The 17,044-nt window shown below is 38.3% G+C and carries 14 protein-coding genes and 1 riboswitch; of the genes, 9 read left to right on the plus strand and 5 right to left on the minus strand.

Features of this window, described 5'->3' with window-relative positions; translation table 11 throughout:
- The first annotated feature begins 301 nt into the window (after positions 1-301).
- From H9635_RS04815 to H9635_RS04830, 4 genes are all read left to right on the plus strand, one after another.
- Positions 302-622, plus strand: a complete 321-nt coding sequence (locus tag H9635_RS04815; protein WP_191699018.1) for a DUF485 domain-containing protein — start codon at positions 302-304, stop codon at positions 620-622.
- An 11-nt stretch (positions 623-633) separates the two neighbouring features.
- Positions 634-2,178 carry a solute symporter family protein gene (locus H9635_RS04820; protein ID WP_191699421.1) on the plus strand — a complete coding sequence of 515 codons (1,545 nt, stop codon included), beginning with the start codon at positions 634-636 and terminating at the stop codon, positions 2,176-2,178.
- Between the two features lie 124 nt (positions 2,179-2,302).
- Complete coding sequence (locus tag H9635_RS04825; protein ID WP_191699019.1) at positions 2,303-2,725, plus strand: hypothetical protein; 423 nt, start codon at positions 2,303-2,305, stop codon at positions 2,723-2,725.
- Positions 2,726-2,832: 107 nt separating this feature from the next.
- Positions 2,833-2,973 carry a hypothetical protein gene (locus H9635_RS04830; protein ID WP_191699020.1) on the plus strand — a complete coding sequence of 47 codons (141 nt, stop codon included), beginning with the start codon at positions 2,833-2,835 and terminating at the stop codon, positions 2,971-2,973.
- A 209-nt stretch (positions 2,974-3,182) separates the two neighbouring features.
- On the opposite strand, the gene parC is transcribed toward H9635_RS04830, so the two are convergent.
- Together parC and parE are read right to left on the minus strand one after the other, a co-directional pair.
- The gene (gene parC, locus H9635_RS04835) at positions 3,183-5,612 is read right to left on the minus strand and encodes a DNA topoisomerase IV subunit A (protein WP_191699021.1); all 2,430 of its coding nucleotides are present in this window, start codon (positions 5,610-5,612) and stop codon (positions 3,183-3,185) included.
- The gene (parE, locus tag H9635_RS04840) at positions 5,609-7,564 is read right to left on the minus strand and encodes a DNA topoisomerase IV subunit B (protein WP_225231157.1); all 1,956 of its coding nucleotides are present in this window, start codon (positions 7,562-7,564) and stop codon (positions 5,609-5,611) included. The genes parC and parE overlap by 4 nt, the downstream gene beginning before the upstream one ends.
- A 330-nt stretch (positions 7,565-7,894) precedes the next feature.
- Between parE and plsY the strand changes: the two genes are divergently transcribed.
- The 4 genes from plsY to H9635_RS04860 all read left to right on the plus strand — a co-directional run bounded on the left by plsY (position 7,895) and on the right by H9635_RS04860 (position 10,527).
- A complete protein-coding gene (gene plsY / locus H9635_RS04845; RefSeq protein WP_191699023.1) occupies positions 7,895-8,497 on the plus strand; it encodes a glycerol-3-phosphate 1-O-acyltransferase PlsY in 603 nt (200 codons plus the stop codon).
- 108 nt (positions 8,498-8,605) lie between these two features.
- Positions 8,606-8,896, plus strand: a complete 291-nt coding sequence (locus tag H9635_RS04850; RefSeq protein ID WP_191699024.1) for a HesB/YadR/YfhF family protein — start codon at positions 8,606-8,608, stop codon at positions 8,894-8,896.
- A gap of 111 nt (positions 8,897-9,007) precedes the next feature.
- The gene (locus H9635_RS04855; protein ID WP_191699422.1) at positions 9,008-9,634 is read left to right on the plus strand and encodes a YczE/YyaS/YitT family protein; all 627 of its coding nucleotides are present in this window, start codon (positions 9,008-9,010) and stop codon (positions 9,632-9,634) included.
- Between the two features lie 122 nt (positions 9,635-9,756).
- Positions 9,757-10,527 (plus strand): ABC transporter ATP-binding protein, encoded by a 771-nt coding sequence (locus H9635_RS04860; RefSeq protein ID WP_191699025.1) that lies wholly within the window; start codon positions 9,757-9,759, stop codon positions 10,525-10,527.
- 186 nt (positions 10,528-10,713) lie between these two features.
- Here H9635_RS04860 and metA read toward each other — a convergent pair whose 3' ends face one another.
- The 3 genes from metA to H9635_RS04875 form a co-directional block, all read right to left on the minus strand.
- Positions 10,714-11,655, minus strand: coding sequence for a homoserine O-acetyltransferase MetA (metA, locus tag H9635_RS04865; protein ID WP_191699026.1), 942 nt, complete (start codon positions 11,653-11,655; stop codon positions 10,714-10,716).
- 190 nt (positions 11,656-11,845) lie between these two features.
- Positions 11,846-11,954, minus strand: a riboswitch (SAM riboswitch).
- Positions 11,955-12,017: 63 nt separating this feature from the next.
- Positions 12,018-12,782, minus strand: coding sequence for a nucleoside-diphosphate sugar epimerase (locus H9635_RS04870; RefSeq protein ID WP_225231126.1), 765 nt, complete (start codon positions 12,780-12,782; stop codon positions 12,018-12,020).
- Positions 12,783-12,788: 6 nt separating this feature from the next.
- Entirely contained in the window at positions 12,789-16,535 is a 3,747-nt protein-coding gene (locus H9635_RS04875) for an AAA domain-containing protein (RefSeq protein ID WP_191699027.1), read from the minus strand.
- 267 nt (positions 16,536-16,802) lie between these two features.
- Between H9635_RS04875 and H9635_RS04880 the strand changes: the two genes are divergently transcribed.
- A complete protein-coding gene (locus H9635_RS04880; RefSeq protein ID WP_191699028.1) occupies positions 16,803-16,997 on the plus strand; it encodes a DUF4177 domain-containing protein in 195 nt (64 codons plus the stop codon).
- Positions 16,998-17,044 lie beyond the last annotated feature (47 nt).

The following is a 17,044-nucleotide window of genomic DNA, read 5'->3' on the forward strand; positions in this document are numbered from 1 at the left end:
ATATAATATTTTCTTATCATAAATTTCAATGAAATAGCAAAACCCCCTTTTCAATATTCTTCGCAAAACATTGATTTATCTAGCTTTCTATACATTAAACGAATTTCAAATAACAAGAAAATGATTTGTTATGTATCTTTTTTTCTCTATTAAACTTATTTTTTAAAAAAGTTTTTTTACATAATTTCTTTAAAAAGTATTGCAATTTTGTTACAGCTAAAATAGAATGAAAATGTAAATTCCTAATAGAGAATTTTACGTACACGAAGCAGTAATATTAATCACAAACGGGGGTATGTTTATGGGGAATAATCAAAAGCCAATAATTGATTATGAAAGAATCGCATCACAGCAATCATTTAAGCAGCTTGCGAAGAAAAAGAATTTATTTCTATGGACAATGACGGCAATCTTCTTAGCACTTTATATGTTATTACCAATCTTGACGTCATTCACTGAAATTCTACATCAAAAAGCAATCGGCAACATTACATGGGTTTGGATTTATTCAGCTGGTCTATTCATCATGACATGGAGCTTCGCACACTTCTATGTAGCACGTGCAAACAAGTTTGATAAAGAAGCGAAATCAATCATTGCAGAATATGAAGGAGGTCGCTAATTATGAATGGAATGAGTTTTACAGCGGTCTTCTTCTTCGTAGCAATCGTAGGTTTAACTTTAGTTATTACATGGTGGGCATCAAAACGTACTTCAAGTGCATCAGACTTCTATACAGCTGGTGGCGGTTTAACTGGTTGGCAAAATGGACTTGCAATCGCGGGTGACTATTTATCGGCTGCATCATTCCTAGGTATCGCCGGTTCGATCGCTTTATTCGGTTTCGATGGATTCTTCTTCTCTATCGGATACTTAGTAGCTTACTTAGTAGTTTTATATATCGTAGCTGAGCCATTACGTAACTTAGGTCGATTCACTTTGGCAGATATGATTACTGCTCGTTTTGACAAAGCAAAAGTTCGTGGAACAGCAGCTTTATCTACTATTACAATCGTATTATTCTACATGATTGCACAGCTTGTTGGTGCTGGTGCCCTTATTCAATTATTATTAGGTATTGAATACTGGATGGCTGTACTTTTAGTTGGTGTCATGATGACGACATACGTATTATTCGGTGGTATGACTGCCACTTCTTGGGTACAAATTATTAAAGCAGTACTATTAATGTTAGGTACTATTATTATCTCATTCCTAGTATTAGCAAAATTCGACTTCTCTATTGCAAAAATGTTCACTGAAATGACAACTGTAACAGAGCATGGTGAAGCATACTTAAATCCAGGTTTACGTTACACAAATGGTATTGATACAATTTCAATGCTAATCGCGTTAGTACTTGGTACAGCGGGTCTTCCGCACATTCTTATGCGTTTCTTCACTGTAAAAGATGCGCAAACAGCTCGTTCTTCTGTAATTTGGGCTACTTGGATCGTTGGTTTATTCTATGTATTAACTATTTTCTTAGGTTTCGGTGCTGCTGCATTCGTAGGTAAAGAGACAATTGTAGCTGCCAACCCGGCAGGTAACATGGCTGCCCCACTATTAGCACAAGCTCTTGGTGGCGACATCCTCTTCTCATTCGTATGTGCCGTGGCATTCGCAACAATTTTAGCGGTAGTAGCAGGTCTGGTACTTTCCGGAGCATCTGCCCTATCTCATGACATCTATGGTCAAATCGTTAAAAAGGGTAAAATCTCTGAAAAAGAAGCTGTTAAAGCAGCGCGTATCGGTTCAATCATAATCTCTGTAGTATCAATCCTTTTAGCGCTTGGTGCTCAAACATTAAACGTAGCATTCTTAGTATCGTTAGCATTCTGTATCGCGGCATCGGCAAACTTACCGGTAATCATTTACACAATTTACTGGAAACGCTTTAATACAACAGGTGCTGTTTCAGCGATGCTAACAGGTCTAATTTCAGCATTAGTTTTAGTAGCGGTATCTCCAAACGTTTGGAATCCAGAAGTAGGTAAAGCAATCTTCGTAGGTGATCCGTTAATTATGTTAACGAACCCAGCGATCATTTCCGTACCTCTTGGCTTCTTAGGCGGATTTATTGGTACATTAATGTCGAAAGAAGTAGACGCTGTGAAATACCGTGAAGTTGAAGTTAAAGCACAAACGGGTATTTCTGTACAAGATATTTCTCACTAAAAAGATCCTTCCTACTTTGTTGAGTTGAGGGAAAACGATCAGCCTCTAACTTTGTTAGGGGCTGATTTTTTATATACATTTCTATTGTGAGCTCTCCCCTATTTTATAATGAGGAGTGAAGACGATGACGATTGGACAACATATCCGGGTACTGTTTTGTGTCGTTATTATGGGCTGTATAGTAGGGTTTGTGCTTAATGGCGAAGAAACAGCTACTTCATCCCCTTATATTGATTTTGTAAAAGCACAGCAATGGCCTTTTAACGAAGAATTGTTGATTGCTGATGTATTTGATGGGCATTATGAAATAACGTATTGGGAGTACTTTACTGCACGCACAGGGCAGCACGTTGTACAGTTGACAGGAACGAATGAAGAACAACAAGATATTTATCAGTTTGTTGTGGAAGAAGATTATTCGGACTTTACAATTGGTGCTGTAAAGCAAAATAATATTTTGTTAACACCTGAAAGGAAATGGACTTATATAAAAAAATTAGTAACTAAAAAAGCGTCAAATGCCGGAGAAATTCTTGCCGGTTTTTGACGCTTTTTCTATTATTTTATCAATTAAATACCAGAAAATTATTTAGTCCATGTTACAATAGAAAAGCAGCATCCAGCTGACTCCTTTTGTAAAGGAGGTGTACTACTGTGTCTTATCCATCACGCAAAGAAAAGGCTAAGGCTGCTTCGGAAAAGAAGCGTAATGAAAAACTCGCCATTTTTCGTTATGTGACAGACTTATTTCGTCTTGTCGATACTATTTATCGTTTTTTCCGAATGATGCTGTAAAAAAGTATTTTCACCACTTAGACTAGCCACCTAAGTGGTGTTTTTTATTTATGGAAATGAAAAAAGCGACTGGGGGCCACCCAATCGCTTTGTACTACTGTAGATCCATCACGCATGAATCTTACTAACTTCATTGTATGAAAGTCTGGCTTACATGTCAATGAATTACTTTTATCATATGTGAAAGATTCCTGAATTATACGCTACTGTTATGCCATTTTATTGACAAAAGCTCGGGAAATAGCTCCGTCTCCATCAGTATCTATACGAAGCGAACCATTTGAATAGCGGTCAGCTCTCGTTAAGTTTGTTACTTGAATTGTTTCCACTATACCTTTTTCTGTTTCAATTGTAAAAGTATCTTTAAAGCCTACAACTAAAATAGTATAAATACGGTGTGGGTTTGCTTTTAGCTCTTTAAGTATTACAACACCGCGCTTTGCACGGTTGCCTAGCTCAAGCTCATTTAATAGCATTCGTTTTACGGCACCGCGTTGCGTCACGATAATTAACTCATGATCTTGCTTAGGATTTAAAATAGCGACAGCAGCTAAGTACTCACCATCTTTTACAACAATCCCTTTAACACCCGCAGTTTTTACACCTGTTACAGGCAAGTCTTCCATTGGGAAACGAATGGTATAGCTAGTATTTGTGGATAATAGAACCTCTTCCTCCTCGGTAACAAGACGCGCAAAGATCATTTCGTCGTCACCTTTAAGGTTCATCGTTTTAATCGGTCTTGAATAACGTGTTACAACGTAATCCGTAAGGGCTGAACGTTTAATTTGCCCGTCTCTCGTAGCTGTAAACACATAAACATTCGGCTGCTCGAATGTCTCTATTCCAATTACCTCGATAATTTCTTCATTGGAGTCAATTGGTACAATACTTGAAATATGCTGACCTAGATCTTTCCAACGAATATCAGGCAATTCATGCACCGGTTGGTAAATATAGTGCCCTTTACTCGTAAACAGCAATAGATGATGCTGTGTATTTAAATTCGCTTCGTATATTAAGTAATCGGAATCCTTCATCGCGAAATCCTTCCCATTGGAAGCACTATGCGAACGAAGACTTGTCCGTTTAACATAACCATCTTTGGTAACAGTTACGACAACTTCCTCACTTGGCACCAATACATCGCGAGTCACTTTAATCTCTTCGATTTCTGCTTCGATCGTTGATAGGCGCGGTGATGGGAAACGCTTCTTAATATCGTTTAGTTCCGTCTTAATGACCCGAATTAATTTTTTTTCATCGCCCAAAATTGCTGATAATTTTACGATAAGGGCACTTAATTCTTCTTGCTCAGTTTGTAATTGTGTAATATCTGTATTTGTTAGACGGTAAAGTTGAAGGCTTACGATGGCTTCTGCTTGTTCTTCAGAAAAATCGAATTTAGCGATAATATTATTTTTTGCATCACGCTTATCTTTTGACGCACGGATTGTTTCTATCACTTCGTCTAAAATCGATAATGCTTTCATAAGTCCTTCGACAATATGTAATCGATCTTCTGCACGCGTAAGATCATATTGTGATCGGCGACGTACAATTTCCTTTTGGTGATCGATATAGGCATCCAGCATAAGGGGCAATGTCATCATCATCGGACGGCGATTATGAATAGCAATCATATTAAAGTTATAAGACACTTGTAAATCCGTTGATTTTAATAAAAAGTTTAAAATACCTTGTGCCTGTACATCTTTTTTTAATTCCACGACGATGCGCATTCCATCACGGTCAGATTCATCACGAATTTCCGAAATACCATCTAAACGACGGTCATTCACACGCAATTCATCCATTTTACGAATCATATTTGCTTTATTCACTTCGTATGGAATTTCCGAAATAATAATTTGCTCTTTATTCCCTTTTAACTGCTCGATTTCTGTGCGGGAACGAACTATAATTTTCCCTTTTCCTGTTTCATATGCCTTTTTGATGCCATCGACACCTTGTATAATGCCACCTGTCGGGAAATCAGGTCCTTTAATAACTGTCATCAGTTCATCGACTGTACAGTTTTGATTGTCTAAACGCATTAACACAGCATCAAGGGCTTCTTGTAAGTTATGTGGAGGGATGTCTGTCGCATAACCGGCAGATATCCCGGTAGCGCCATTTACCAACAGATTCGGAAAGCGTGATGGTAAAACAGTTGGTTCCATATCCTGATCATCAAAGTTTGGTACGAATTCAACCGTATTTTTATTGATATCACGCAATAGCTCTGCAGCAATGGCCGATAGACGTGCTTCTGTATAACGCATCGCAGCCGGCGGGTCTCCGTCGACCGACCCGTTGTTACCGTGCATTTCAATTAACATGTGACGGCTTTTCCAATCTTGACTCATTCGGACCATCGCATCATACACAGAAGTATCTCCGTGCGGATGGTAGTTACCGATTACATTTCCGACCGTTTTTGCCGATTTACGGAATGGTTTGTCAAAAGTATTACCTTCATGGAACATCGCATATAATATACGGCGTTGTACTGGTTTTAAACCATCGCGTGTGTCCGGCAATGCACGGTCTTGAATAATATATTTTGAATAGCGACCAAAACGGTCACCCATTACTTCTTCTAATGGTAAGTCCTGAAATTTTTCAACAAAACTCATTTGTCTTTTGCCTCCTCATGCTGGATGAATTCATTTTCTAAAATGCTTGCATCCTCTTCCATGCCGAAGTTGACGTTTGATTCAATCCATTTACGACGGGGTTCTACTTTATCACCCATTAATGTAGTAATACGACGTTCCGCACGTGCACCATCTTCAATTTTTACACGAATTAATGTACGTGTTTCCGGATTCATCGTTGTATCCCAAAGCTGGTCAGCATTCATCTCACCTAATCCTTTATAGCGTTGGATAACGTAGCCTTTACCAATTTTCTGCGTAGCGGCACTAAGCTCCTGCTCTGTCCAGGCATATACAAGTTCCTGCTTCTTCCCGGAACCTTTCGACACTTTATACAATGGTGGTAATGCTATGTAGACTTTACCAGCTTCGATTAAAGGACGCATATAGCGATAGAAAAATGTAAGTAAAAGTACTTGAATATGTGCGCCATCTGTATCGGCATCCGTCATAATGACTACTTTATCGTAGCAGGCATCTTCCACATTGAAATCCGCGCCGACACCCGCACCAATTGTATGGATAATCGTAGCGATTTCCTCGTTTTTCATAATGTCCTGCAGCTTAGCCTTTTCGGTATTGATAACTTTACCACGTAAAGGCAAAATAGCTTGGAATGTACGATCCCGACCTTGTTTCGCAGAACCGCCGGCAGAATCACCCTCTACTAAATACAGCTCGTTTCTTGCTGCATTTTTCGATTGTGCAGGTGTTAACTTACCTGATAGCAATGTACTCGACTTTTTCTTTTTCCCGTTTCTTGCGTCATCACGTGCTTTACGGGCTGCTTCACGAACTTGGTGTGCACGAATCGCCTTTCGAACTAAAGATGCCGAAAGCTCTGCATTTTCCTCCAGTACATACAATAACTTTTCAGAAACCACTGTATCAACGACATAACGCGCCTCGGATGTACCGAGTTTGCCTTTCGTCTGACCTTCAAACTGGAGCAAATTCTCTGGAATACGTACTGAAACAATCGCAGTTAAACCTTCGCGAATGTCAACGCCCTCCAAGTTTTTATCTTTTTCTTTTAATAGACCAATTTTTCTTGCATATTCATTAAACACCCGTGTTAAAGCAGACTTCGCACCTGTTTCATGTGTTCCACCATCTCGAGTACGAACATTGTTTACGAATGAAAGAATCGTTTCGGAATAGCCGTCATTAAATTGCAGGGCAAATTCCACTTCAATTTCCTGAAGTATACCTTCCACATATTTAACAGGATGCAGAACATCTTTTTCTTCATTTAAGTAAGCAACAAATGCTTCAATACCATTTTCATAGAAGAACACTTCATGTTGTCCTTCAACACGCTCATCGATCAATTCTATTTTTAAACCTTTTAATAAAAATGCTGATTCTCGCAGGCGCTCTGCCAGCGTGTCGTAATTATACTTTGTAGCTGAGAAAATCGATGAATCAGGCAGGAAGTGCACTAATGTACCTGTTTCCTTTGTATTTCCAATCATATCAAGTGATGTTGCCGGTTTACCGCCCTGTTCGAAGCGTTGACGATAGATTTGCCCGTCACGGTAAATTGTCACTTCTAAAAATGTGGACAACGCATTTACGACTGATGAACCTACACCATGTAAACCACCACTCGTTTTATAGCCGCCTTGTCCAAATTTACCACCTGCATGGAGTACTGTAAAAATAATTTCCGGAGTTGGCTTACCCATTTTATGCATACCTGTAGGCATACCACGACCATGGTCTCGTACGCTAATACTATTATCTTCATGAATCTTCACGATGATATGATTACCAAATCCAGCAAGCGCTTCATCCACTGCGTTATCTACAATTTCATACACTAAGTGGTGAAGACCTCGACTATCTGTAGAACCAATATACATCCCTGGTCTTTTACGTACGGCTTCTAAACCTTCTAATACTTGAATGGCATCTTCATTATAAGACATGCCTGATTGATTTTTAACCAAATGCAATCCCCTCCAAAAAATACAAACAAACGTTCTATTTACTACCTAATCGTACTTTCAAATATGCATGATGTCAATGTTTGAGCGTACTTTTTTAGGCTTTGCAAAGACTAATTGTATCATCAAAAACCGACGTTTAAAAGCCTATCCTTTAATAGTTGATGTACAAATGTAACTTTTTTCCTGTTTACTTCATAAAATTGCGAAAAAATAATACCTCTTTCCTTCTATTAAAAAACATTGTAGAATATTCATAACATACTATTAGTACCAACTAATAATTCTGATATTTGAAAGGAGCACAACTTCTTGATCAACGCTTTAATAATTATTTGTGCTTATTTAATCGGTTCCATCCCATCTGCATTATGGATAGGGAAAATTTTTTATAAAACAGATATCCGTAAGCAAGGCAGCGGAAATTTAGGCACTACGAATACATTTAGAGTTCTAGGTAAAAAACCTGGAATTGCTGTCCTACTAATTGATATTTTTAAAGGAACAGCAGCCGTTTTGTTGCCACTGTTAGCTGTTTTCAGTGATAGCACTGTTCATCCGCTTATTCTTGGTATCGTTGCAGCTGCGGGGCATATGTTCCCGATATTCGCTAGCTTCCGCGGCGGTAAGGCCGTAGCTACAAGTGCAGGTATCATTTTAGGCTATAATTTGCCATTATTCATTGTTTTACTTATTGTATTTATTATTTCATTAAAGACAACAAAAATGGTGAGCTTAACGTCAATGATTGCTTCTACAGTGGCGATCATCTATGTAACGATTAATTGGATTGTTACAGGTGAATATGCCCTCTTTATTTTAGTAGCAATTTTAGCTTCCTTTATCTTTTATCGTCACCGAGAGAATATTATACGCATTAAAAACGGAACTGAACCAAAAATTAAAGGTTTTTAACATCCAGGCTGAAGGGTTATACTTTCAGCCTTTTTTGGTTCATTTAAGCAGGCGCGGGCTTTGTAAGTTTTTTTCATTTCCTGCATAATGACTATAGAGGTGAATTGTATGGAAATTAAATTAACAGAAAAAGCAGTCGAATGGTTTAAAGAAGAAATGGAAATAGAACATGGGGACTATATTCGCTTTTACGCACGCTATGGCGGCTCATCTCCCTTTCATGAAGGCTTTTCGTTAGGAATGACACGTGAGGAGCCACATGAAATAGGGATAGAAACTGTTATAGAGAATGTACACTTCTTTATTGAAAAGTCAGATGAATGGTTTTTTAATCACCACAATCTAATTGTAGACGTCGACGAGTCAATGGACGAGTTACGCTATTCCTATGAAAAATAGCCTTAAAAAGTAATAATATTTTAAATATATTGTAAATCCGTTTTTCACCCTTGTAATCGCTATAATGTGTAAAGATGATATTGACTACAAGAAGAGGGATTACAATTGAACGTGAAACAAGGATTTTATTGGCGCTGCCTATTTTTTATCGCAGGTATTATCGTTTTATCATTAGGTGTTGCCTTAACGATTAAAGGACAAACAATTGGAGTAGGTTCATGGGACGTGCTCCATATAGGACTTTATAAAAATCTCGGATTAACAATCGGGACTTGGTCCATCATTATCGGGTTACTTATTTTAGCGATTGACTCGATGTTATCTAAAAGATTACCGAAAATAGGTACTTATTTAGATATGTTTTTAACAGGTATTTTTATTGATATCTTTTTGTATGTGCTACCTCATGCTCACAACCTTTTGGAACAAACTTTATCGTTTGTCGTGGGAATTGTATTACTAGGTATCGGTTGTGGCATGTATATGGTAGCTAACCTCGGTGTCGGACCACGCGATACATTAATGCTATTATTAGTCCGTCGTTTAGGCTGGAGCGTGAACCGTGCACGTACGACAATGGAAGTATCAGTTGCTGTTATTGGCTTCCTATTAGGCGGTCCTGTTGGCGTAGGAACAGTAATTATGGCATTCGGCTTAGGGCCCGTTGTTCAGTGGGCTTTAAAATGGAATGAAAAACTGTTTTACCGTGCAGCAGGTGTAGAAAGCGCCGTAATTTAAATTGTGATGAAAGCGAACTTATTAAGTTTGCTTTCTTTTTTTATAAACAATTGTGACAATATTCAAAAAATACTTTCAGAATTTGAATAAATCAAGCATAGTAGTAATTGGAGGTGTTTTTTATGATAAAAATCGAAAATGTCCATCTTTACCGCAATGAAAAAGTAATTTTGAATAATTTAGACTGGCATGTACAAAAAGGACAGCATTGGGCCATTTTAGGCTTGAACGGTTCAGGAAAAACAACCTTGTTAAAAGTAATCAACGGCTATATTTGGCCGAACAATGGTAAAGTGCAAGTACTAGGTGAAACTTTCGGCAATACATATATCCCTACTCTCCGAACACGCATCGGCTGGGTAAGCAATGCAATGATTGACAGCTTCAACTGGCAGGATAATGCAATTGAAATTGTGCTTAGCGGAAAGTTTGGTGCGCTACGTCTATTTAATGACGTGTCCGATGCGGAAATTGAGCAGGCACTATCCTTTATGAGACAGTTTCACTGCGAACATTTGGCGAATAAATCTTTTGAGCATTTATCGCAAGGTGAACAACAACGTGTACAAATTGCACGTGCTTTAATGGCAGAACCAGAAATTTTAATATTGGATGAACCATGCGGCGGACTTGATCTTATTGAGCGGGAAAACTTACTCCAAAAGATTGAGCAAATAGCTGATGGTGAAAACTGTCCTACACTTATTTATGTAACCCATCATGTAGAAGAAATTTTACCGTGTTTTAGCCATGTGCTGTTAATGAAGGATGGTAAAAGCGTAGCCGCAGATACTCGTGAAGTCATATTGAATGAACAATTGCTAAGTGACTTTTTTGGCCGTGAAGTAAGTTTGCAAATACAGCAAGAACGCGCATGGCTTGCAGTGAAATAGAAATGAGCGGCTGAGCTATAACCCAAAAATTGATTTCCATTCCGGGACGCTTTCCGCGGGCACGGCCTGAGCCTGTAGTCTCAGGCGTCCGTGCTCCTGCGGTTACTCGTCGCAAAAAATTTTGCTTTTCCCGCTGGAATCGCCCTCCATTCCCATCAATTTTTTATTTCTTTCCTAGCCATTTTTTTAAATATGATATTCGATATTTTCCTCAACAAAATGCCACTCATAAGGTGTTTCTTGGTATACGTAATAGTTTAACCAGTTGTAGAACAATAGATGTGAATGGGCACGCCATACATTTTTTGGAGCATTTTGCGGGTCATTATTTGGGAAGTAATTAATTGGAACTTCCGTATTTTCCGGATCCTTTTCAACATCTCGGAAATATTCGTCCGATAGAGTCGTCGCATCATACTCTAAATGGCCTGTAATCATAATATGCTTATTGTTTTTTGATTGAACGATAAATACACCGGCATCATCCGAATAGCTAAGCAGACGCAAATCTGGGTGCGCACGGACTTCATCAATTGATACGGATGTATGACGTGAATGAGGCGCAACATATTCATCACTGAAGCCTCGTACTAAATCGACCGTTAAATCGGTAATCACATGTGAATAGACGCCGGAGCATTTTTTAGGCAGCTCAAATTTCCCGATACCGAAATGATGATACAGAGCAGCTTGTGCTCCCCAACATATATACATGATTGATGTCACATTTTGATCGGCCCAGTCCATCACATCAGTAATTTCCTTCCAATAGCCCACATCTTCAAATTGCATTTTCTCTACCGGTGCACCTGTGATAATCAGACCATCATATCGGCGGTGTTTAATTTCATCGAATGTTTGATAGAACGTATCTAAATGTGATTTGGAAACATTTTTTGATTCATATGTAGCGGTATTTAAAAATGTCACATCTACCTGTAGTGGTGTATTTCCGAGTAAACGCAATAATTGGAGCTCGGTTTTTTCTTTTTCCGGCATTAAATTGAACACTAAAATATTCAAAGGTCGAATTTGCTGAGTTTTCGCCCGGTCTTCCTCCATAACGAAAATTTTCTCTTTTCTCAGTAGCTCACCGGCCGGTAAATGTTTCGGAATATTAATCGGCATTACACTGTCCCCCTCTAATCTTTCTAAATAATCTTAGTTTCATAACGAAAGCTATTTCAAGCTTCTTTCCTTTCAAGTAAATCATAATAGCCGCAGGGGTTTGATTATTGGAGCAAGTACCTTCATACTTGCTGAAAAAACAAAAAACCCCTCATTCCAGCACAACAGAAATGAGAGGTTAATATACCCGTTCTTATCTGCCAAGGACTTTGCCTTGCTGGAAGTAGCACCTTTCTAGTTATACTAGAGGTTGCTGAAGCATCTACGGGCCAAGTTCCCTCCGCTTCTCTTGATAAGACTATTAAATTGACACTAGTGTAACACGGTAGCGTAAGTTTTGCAATAATTCAAAAAATATATATTTATTCCGGCTTCAAATGCTCTTTCTCATAATTGAATAAAATCGTTTCAAGCCTCTCATCCCATACACCTGTTAATGTATTATATACACGCATAAAATGCCGATTTTGCTTTTGATTCAAAAGTGAAAAACATAGAACTGGAATATCATTAATTTGAATCGATTCGGTCGATATAACTTTTGTAATAAAAGTTGGGGCTTCCTGTTCGGACAAGGGTTGTTCGCTTAACTGCCGCTGAATAAATTCAATCAGCATCGATTCTTCAATCGCTTCAATTTCCTCGTTTTCAATCGCCGGAAATGGTTCAGGAAACTCCTCTAAATCAGCGAACTCCTCTAAATCACCTTCCAGCAGCTGTTCATGAATCGGACTATATTGCACAAAATGACTTGTTTGCTCAAGCTCCTCTTCAAAAATACCCGATTCAAGCTGTGCCATTCCTTTTGCCGTAAGTGTGAACACTTCATTTTCTTTTTCAATCATGCCCATTCGTAACATTTTATTAGTTAAATCATGGATAAATAACGGTTCAACTAATAAAATTTCCGCTAAAAGCTCGACATTTTTCAGCTTCGCCTTCTGGAATGAAATGAGCATCATCTTCATTAAAATATCCATCGCATTCCGCATAACAGGATGATAATGCACTTCCAACGTGTGGATGGGAATGGCGTATTGCATCTGCTTTTGAATTTCGATGTTCGGATTTTCGTTGAATTCTTTTTGTAATTGTCCGGTTATGCTGTTTAAATCCACTGTATACACCTTTCCTTACATTGCAAAATAGCCGCTTTGCTCTTTTACTGTATTTAATACATGGGAATACATATCGCGTGTTTTCACATGTTTTGGACGTTTTGTAAACATATCGGTACTGCCAATCATAATAAGCAGTTCACGTGCGCGGGATAATGCAACATTTAAACGGCGATAATCTTTGGCAAACCCAATTTCTCCGCGCTCATGATCATGATTACGCACCATACTGACGATAATAACGTCCATCTCCATACCCTGGAACTTATCGACCGAGCCTGTACGAATGTGCAGGTGCGGTAAGCTAAGTTCCTGTTCGATGAGACGGTTTATACGTCTTACTTGCTCCGCGTAAAACGAAATGACTCCAACAGATTTTAGAGCATCTTGCGGGATTAACCCTTCCGCTTTTGCTTTTGCAGTCGCTTCATTCATTTCCATTAATTGTTGTTTAATCTGATCAAGCTCCGCTACATTGAATAAGCTGGAACCTTCTTTTACACGCTGTTCAAAATACGGCTTTTCATTCGGAATATCCAGCCACATTAAATGGTTGTCGCGCGTAATTTTAGAAGTTTGCAGGAAGTGATCGCGTACAGCATCCGAATCTTCCAAACCACATTGCAGACTTTCCTGTTCATTTTCATAAAACGGCGTGATAGTTGACATAATATTTTTATGCATACGATATTGCAGAGCAAGCATCGTTTTATTTTGGTTAGGTAAGTTATTGTAAAGGCGTTCGAATAACGATTCTTCCAGTAATTTTTCTAGTTCTCGTTTTTCCTCAAACGTCGTACTTTCTTTTACTACTTGCTCTAAGGTTTCTTCAAATGTTGCATCCCCGACAAGTGGCGGTAATTGGTGATGATCTCCTACTAAAATGATTTTTGCACCTTTTAACATCGGTAATAGTAGTTCAGGTGGTGTCGCCTTTGAAACTTCGTCAATTATGACAACATCAAACGTTGGATAGTTGTCCATAAACTCTTTATTTGCCGACGCTACACATGTCGTGCCAATGACATTTGCATGCTTCACATATAATTTTCTGATTTCATCTAAATCGTGCGCATTCGCATTTTCCAGTAAACCGTACCACTCGTTTTGAAGCTCGGCTGTCACGGGTAGTAAATCGATTTTCACTTGTAATGTTGCAATTTGCGCAGTGAAATGCTCAATTTTTTCGTTTACAGCTACAATAGCTTGTTCTGGATTTAGCTTCGTTAATTGTTCAAGCTCTGTACGGCGTTTTTCGAGTTGCACGCCTTCACTGTTGATTTCTTTAAAGCGTGCCGTCATGTTTTCAACAGTCGTAGTGCCAAGTGTAATTTGTTCATCCAGTACCGCAAGTTCTTCTGCTTTTTTACTGTGCTGAAGCTCTAATCTTTCCCGATTTTGACGCTGCGTCTCGAATTTCATTTGCTCCAGCTCATTTGTAGCCAACAATTCTTCTAGTTCTTCCGTCGTATGGCTAACGACAATTGAAGGGTCCACATTTCCTTTTACTGAATCGATTTGAGTTTGGATCGCAGCAGCTTCACCCTGCAATTTTTGAAGAACCTGTGCCTTTTCGTCATTTTGCTCCTTGAACTGAAGCGTGATTTCTTCTTTTAGCTTTTCAAAAATAAGCACCGTTTCACGAATTGAATCCATATACTTATTGTTCAACTGATCAATATATTGCATACGCAAATGGATGCCCTGGATTGAGCGTATACCGTTTTGTGCATTCACTTTCTTATCGCGAAATGCCTTGCTTAGTTTCGTTAAAAATTCCTGTACCTCTTCAAGTGAATAATGATGATTCATTTCCAGTTGATCTGGTGTCACATGAATGCCAAGTGCTGTTTCACTGTAATTCAGCGCTTTTTCAAGTCGTTCTTTTACATCCTTTATAGGCTTGTATTGCTCCATTTGAGGCTGGATACGCTCTAGAGCAGTAAGTAATCGATCCATTGCATAGTTTCTGCGAATATTGTATTCAGTCATGAATGCTTCAATTTCATACACTTTTTTCAAAGAGGCAATTTTGTCGACGATCTTTCCATATTCCGAAGTTTCATTCGCACGTTGGATTTTTAGTTGAATGGCTTCATACTGCTGCTCATAACGATGAAGAACTGACTTGTATTTACTTTGTGCAATTTGCTTTTCATAGTCCATTTTCGCTTCACTCAGCTTTTCCTGCTGTTCTGTAAGCTGTTCAACAGTCATTCCATCTGCTAATTGCTGTTCGAAGTTTGCGACTGTTTCAGCTGTTGTACTTTGCACGGTTTGTAGTTTTTCGAGTTTACGTTCATTTTCTTCAAGTTCTTTCTTGCATAACGTCAGCTCTTTTTTTAAAGCACTGATTTTTTCCGCCAATACATGCAGCTCTGCTTTCGCCGCTTCTTTTTGCTCGATTTGCTTTTCAAGTTCTAGCTTTTGTTCATTTAGTTCATGAATTTCCTTTTGTGCGTAGGCAATTTCTTCGTTTAAAAGCTGTTCTTTTTTTGTATGCAATGAAATTTCATGACCAATCGCGTTAAACGTTTGCTCCTGCCAATACGCCGCTACATTTTCTTCAATAAACTTTTTGCCTTCTTCTTCAATACTTTCTGTACGGCCATAACGCAAAATTCGGATATCCTTATTCGACAATAGCCGACTTAATGCATTGTCCACAGCTAAGTTTGATTGGGATGCAACGAGCGTTTTTAAACCGGCTTTGGCGTTTTGGTAGCAAATTTCTGAAATTACCGTCGTTTTACCAGTACCGGGTGGACCTTGAATAACGTATAAATCTTCTGCACTCATTGCCCCTTCAACTGCTTGCTGCTGGTACGTATTTAACTGATTATGAAAATCGATTGATAACGGCTGTTTCCGCTCTGCAATCGTTGGTTTGTCTTCAAATAAAATCGTTTCCAAATTGGCATTGGCCGCTAATCCTTCTTTTAACCGCTCAAATCCTTTTAATAAACGCTTTAGCTGTGATTTTGTCGCAGCATTGGAAAATTCAACGTCCTCTGATTGAAAATGCAGTTCATTTCTGCGAGCCAAGTTACTGTAATAAGGCTTTAATGCAATTTCAACTGTATTTTCATTACGACGAATTTTTGCGACGTCTCCAATTTCCTGGACATAACCACGTAGTCGGGCACTTAAGCCTTCCAGCTGCTTCCATTGTTTATTATCCAGATTGGAAATGCGCAATGTCATATGGGTAAAATCCGCATCATATGTAACGGCTGAAAAACGGGCATGTATATCTTCAATATCTGCATTTTTATTTAAAACTTTTAAATAGCCTTCCCAGCTACTAATTCTTTTATTTACGTAGTCAAAGCGTTCTTGTGCTATTGGCAACTCGGCAATTGCCTGTAAAAATGGCGCTTGATATGTATGCCCACTAATTCGTGAAGCGACAAAATGAATTTTCATTGTTGCGCGGCGATTTGTTACGACCGGTGTACCTTTACCACGTGAACGGAAGCTTTTTGCGACGAGGCCATTTTTCGGATCGAAAACACAATCCATAATGACAACACGATCATCAAATTTACTTTTCAGCTTTAAATTTTTCTCATTATCGAAATAAATCGTAATATGTGTTTGTTCATCTTCCACAGAAACTTTTTCAATTGCGACGTAAAAATATTGTTGTAAATTAAAAAAGGCGTGTTCATCAGGAACATGCTCCTTCATTGCTTCACGTGCAGTATTTGTAAGTAAAATATGGCAGCGGGTTTGCACATTCGTGATTGTTTTTGATGCCATGAACACACCTCCCTTATCTTTTAATCATAACTTTCATTATATCAATATTTTACGGACACGTGCAAAAATATTATATAGCTGTATTTCGCCTTTAAAGCATTTTTTTAGTAAAAGCTATTGTATAAAGGATGTCATGTGACCATTTGCTTAACTATTCTCACCAGTTATATTTTTATTTTAAATTTCATATTTATTAAAGGTTTAACTATATACTTAACGAATTTTAAGATGGGAGAAAGTTAACTAAGCCAAGAGGGGTGAATCATGATGTACGAATACAAATTTATTCAAATTGAATTAAAGCAAGGTTTAATGAAGGCAACGGCAAAAGAAGATTATCGCGAAATTATAAAAGAAGAGGCAAAAAATGGCTGGAGACTCGTTCAAATTTTTGCACCTAGTGTTGTCGGTTATGGATCTGCAGAGAATTTTGAGTTGATTTTTGAAAAAGAAATTAAATAAAAACTGTTTGTAACGTCAACTAAATCAAAAAATGTATACCCCTGTTC

Origin of the sequence: Solibacillus faecavium, assembly GCF_014836905.1 — a bacterium.
Classification (GTDB): Bacteria; Bacillota; Bacilli; order Bacillales_A; family Planococcaceae; genus Solibacillus; species Solibacillus faecavium.

Coding starts and splice junctions, on each gene's coding strand:
- H9635_RS04860 (WP_191699025.1), top strand. CDS start 9,757: ATGATAAAAATCGAAAATGTCCATCTTTACCGCAATGAAAAAGTAATT.
- H9635_RS04880 (WP_191699028.1), top strand. CDS start 16,803: ATGTACGAATACAAATTTATTCAAATTGAATTAAAGCAAGGTTTAATG.
- parE (WP_225231157.1), bottom strand. CDS start 7,564: ATGTCTTATAATGAAGATGCCATTCAAGTATTAGAAGGTTTAGAAGCC.
- metA (WP_191699026.1), bottom strand. CDS start 11,655: ATGCCGATTAATATTCCGAAACATTTACCGGCCGGTGAGCTACTGAGA.
- H9635_RS04875 (WP_191699027.1), bottom strand. CDS start 16,535: ATGGCATCAAAAACAATCACGAATGTGCAAACCCGCTGCCATATTTTA.
- H9635_RS04820 (WP_191699421.1), top strand. CDS start 634: ATGAGTTTTACAGCGGTCTTCTTCTTCGTAGCAATCGTAGGTTTAACT.
- parC (WP_191699021.1), bottom strand. CDS start 5,612: ATGAGTTTTGTTGAAAAATTTCAGGACTTACCATTAGAAGAAGTAATG.
- H9635_RS04815 (WP_191699018.1), top strand. CDS start 302: ATGGGGAATAATCAAAAGCCAATAATTGATTATGAAAGAATCGCATCA.
- H9635_RS04850 (WP_191699024.1), top strand. CDS start 8,606: ATGGAAATTAAATTAACAGAAAAAGCAGTCGAATGGTTTAAAGAAGAA.
- H9635_RS04825 (WP_191699019.1), top strand. CDS start 2,303: ATGACGATTGGACAACATATCCGGGTACTGTTTTGTGTCGTTATTATG.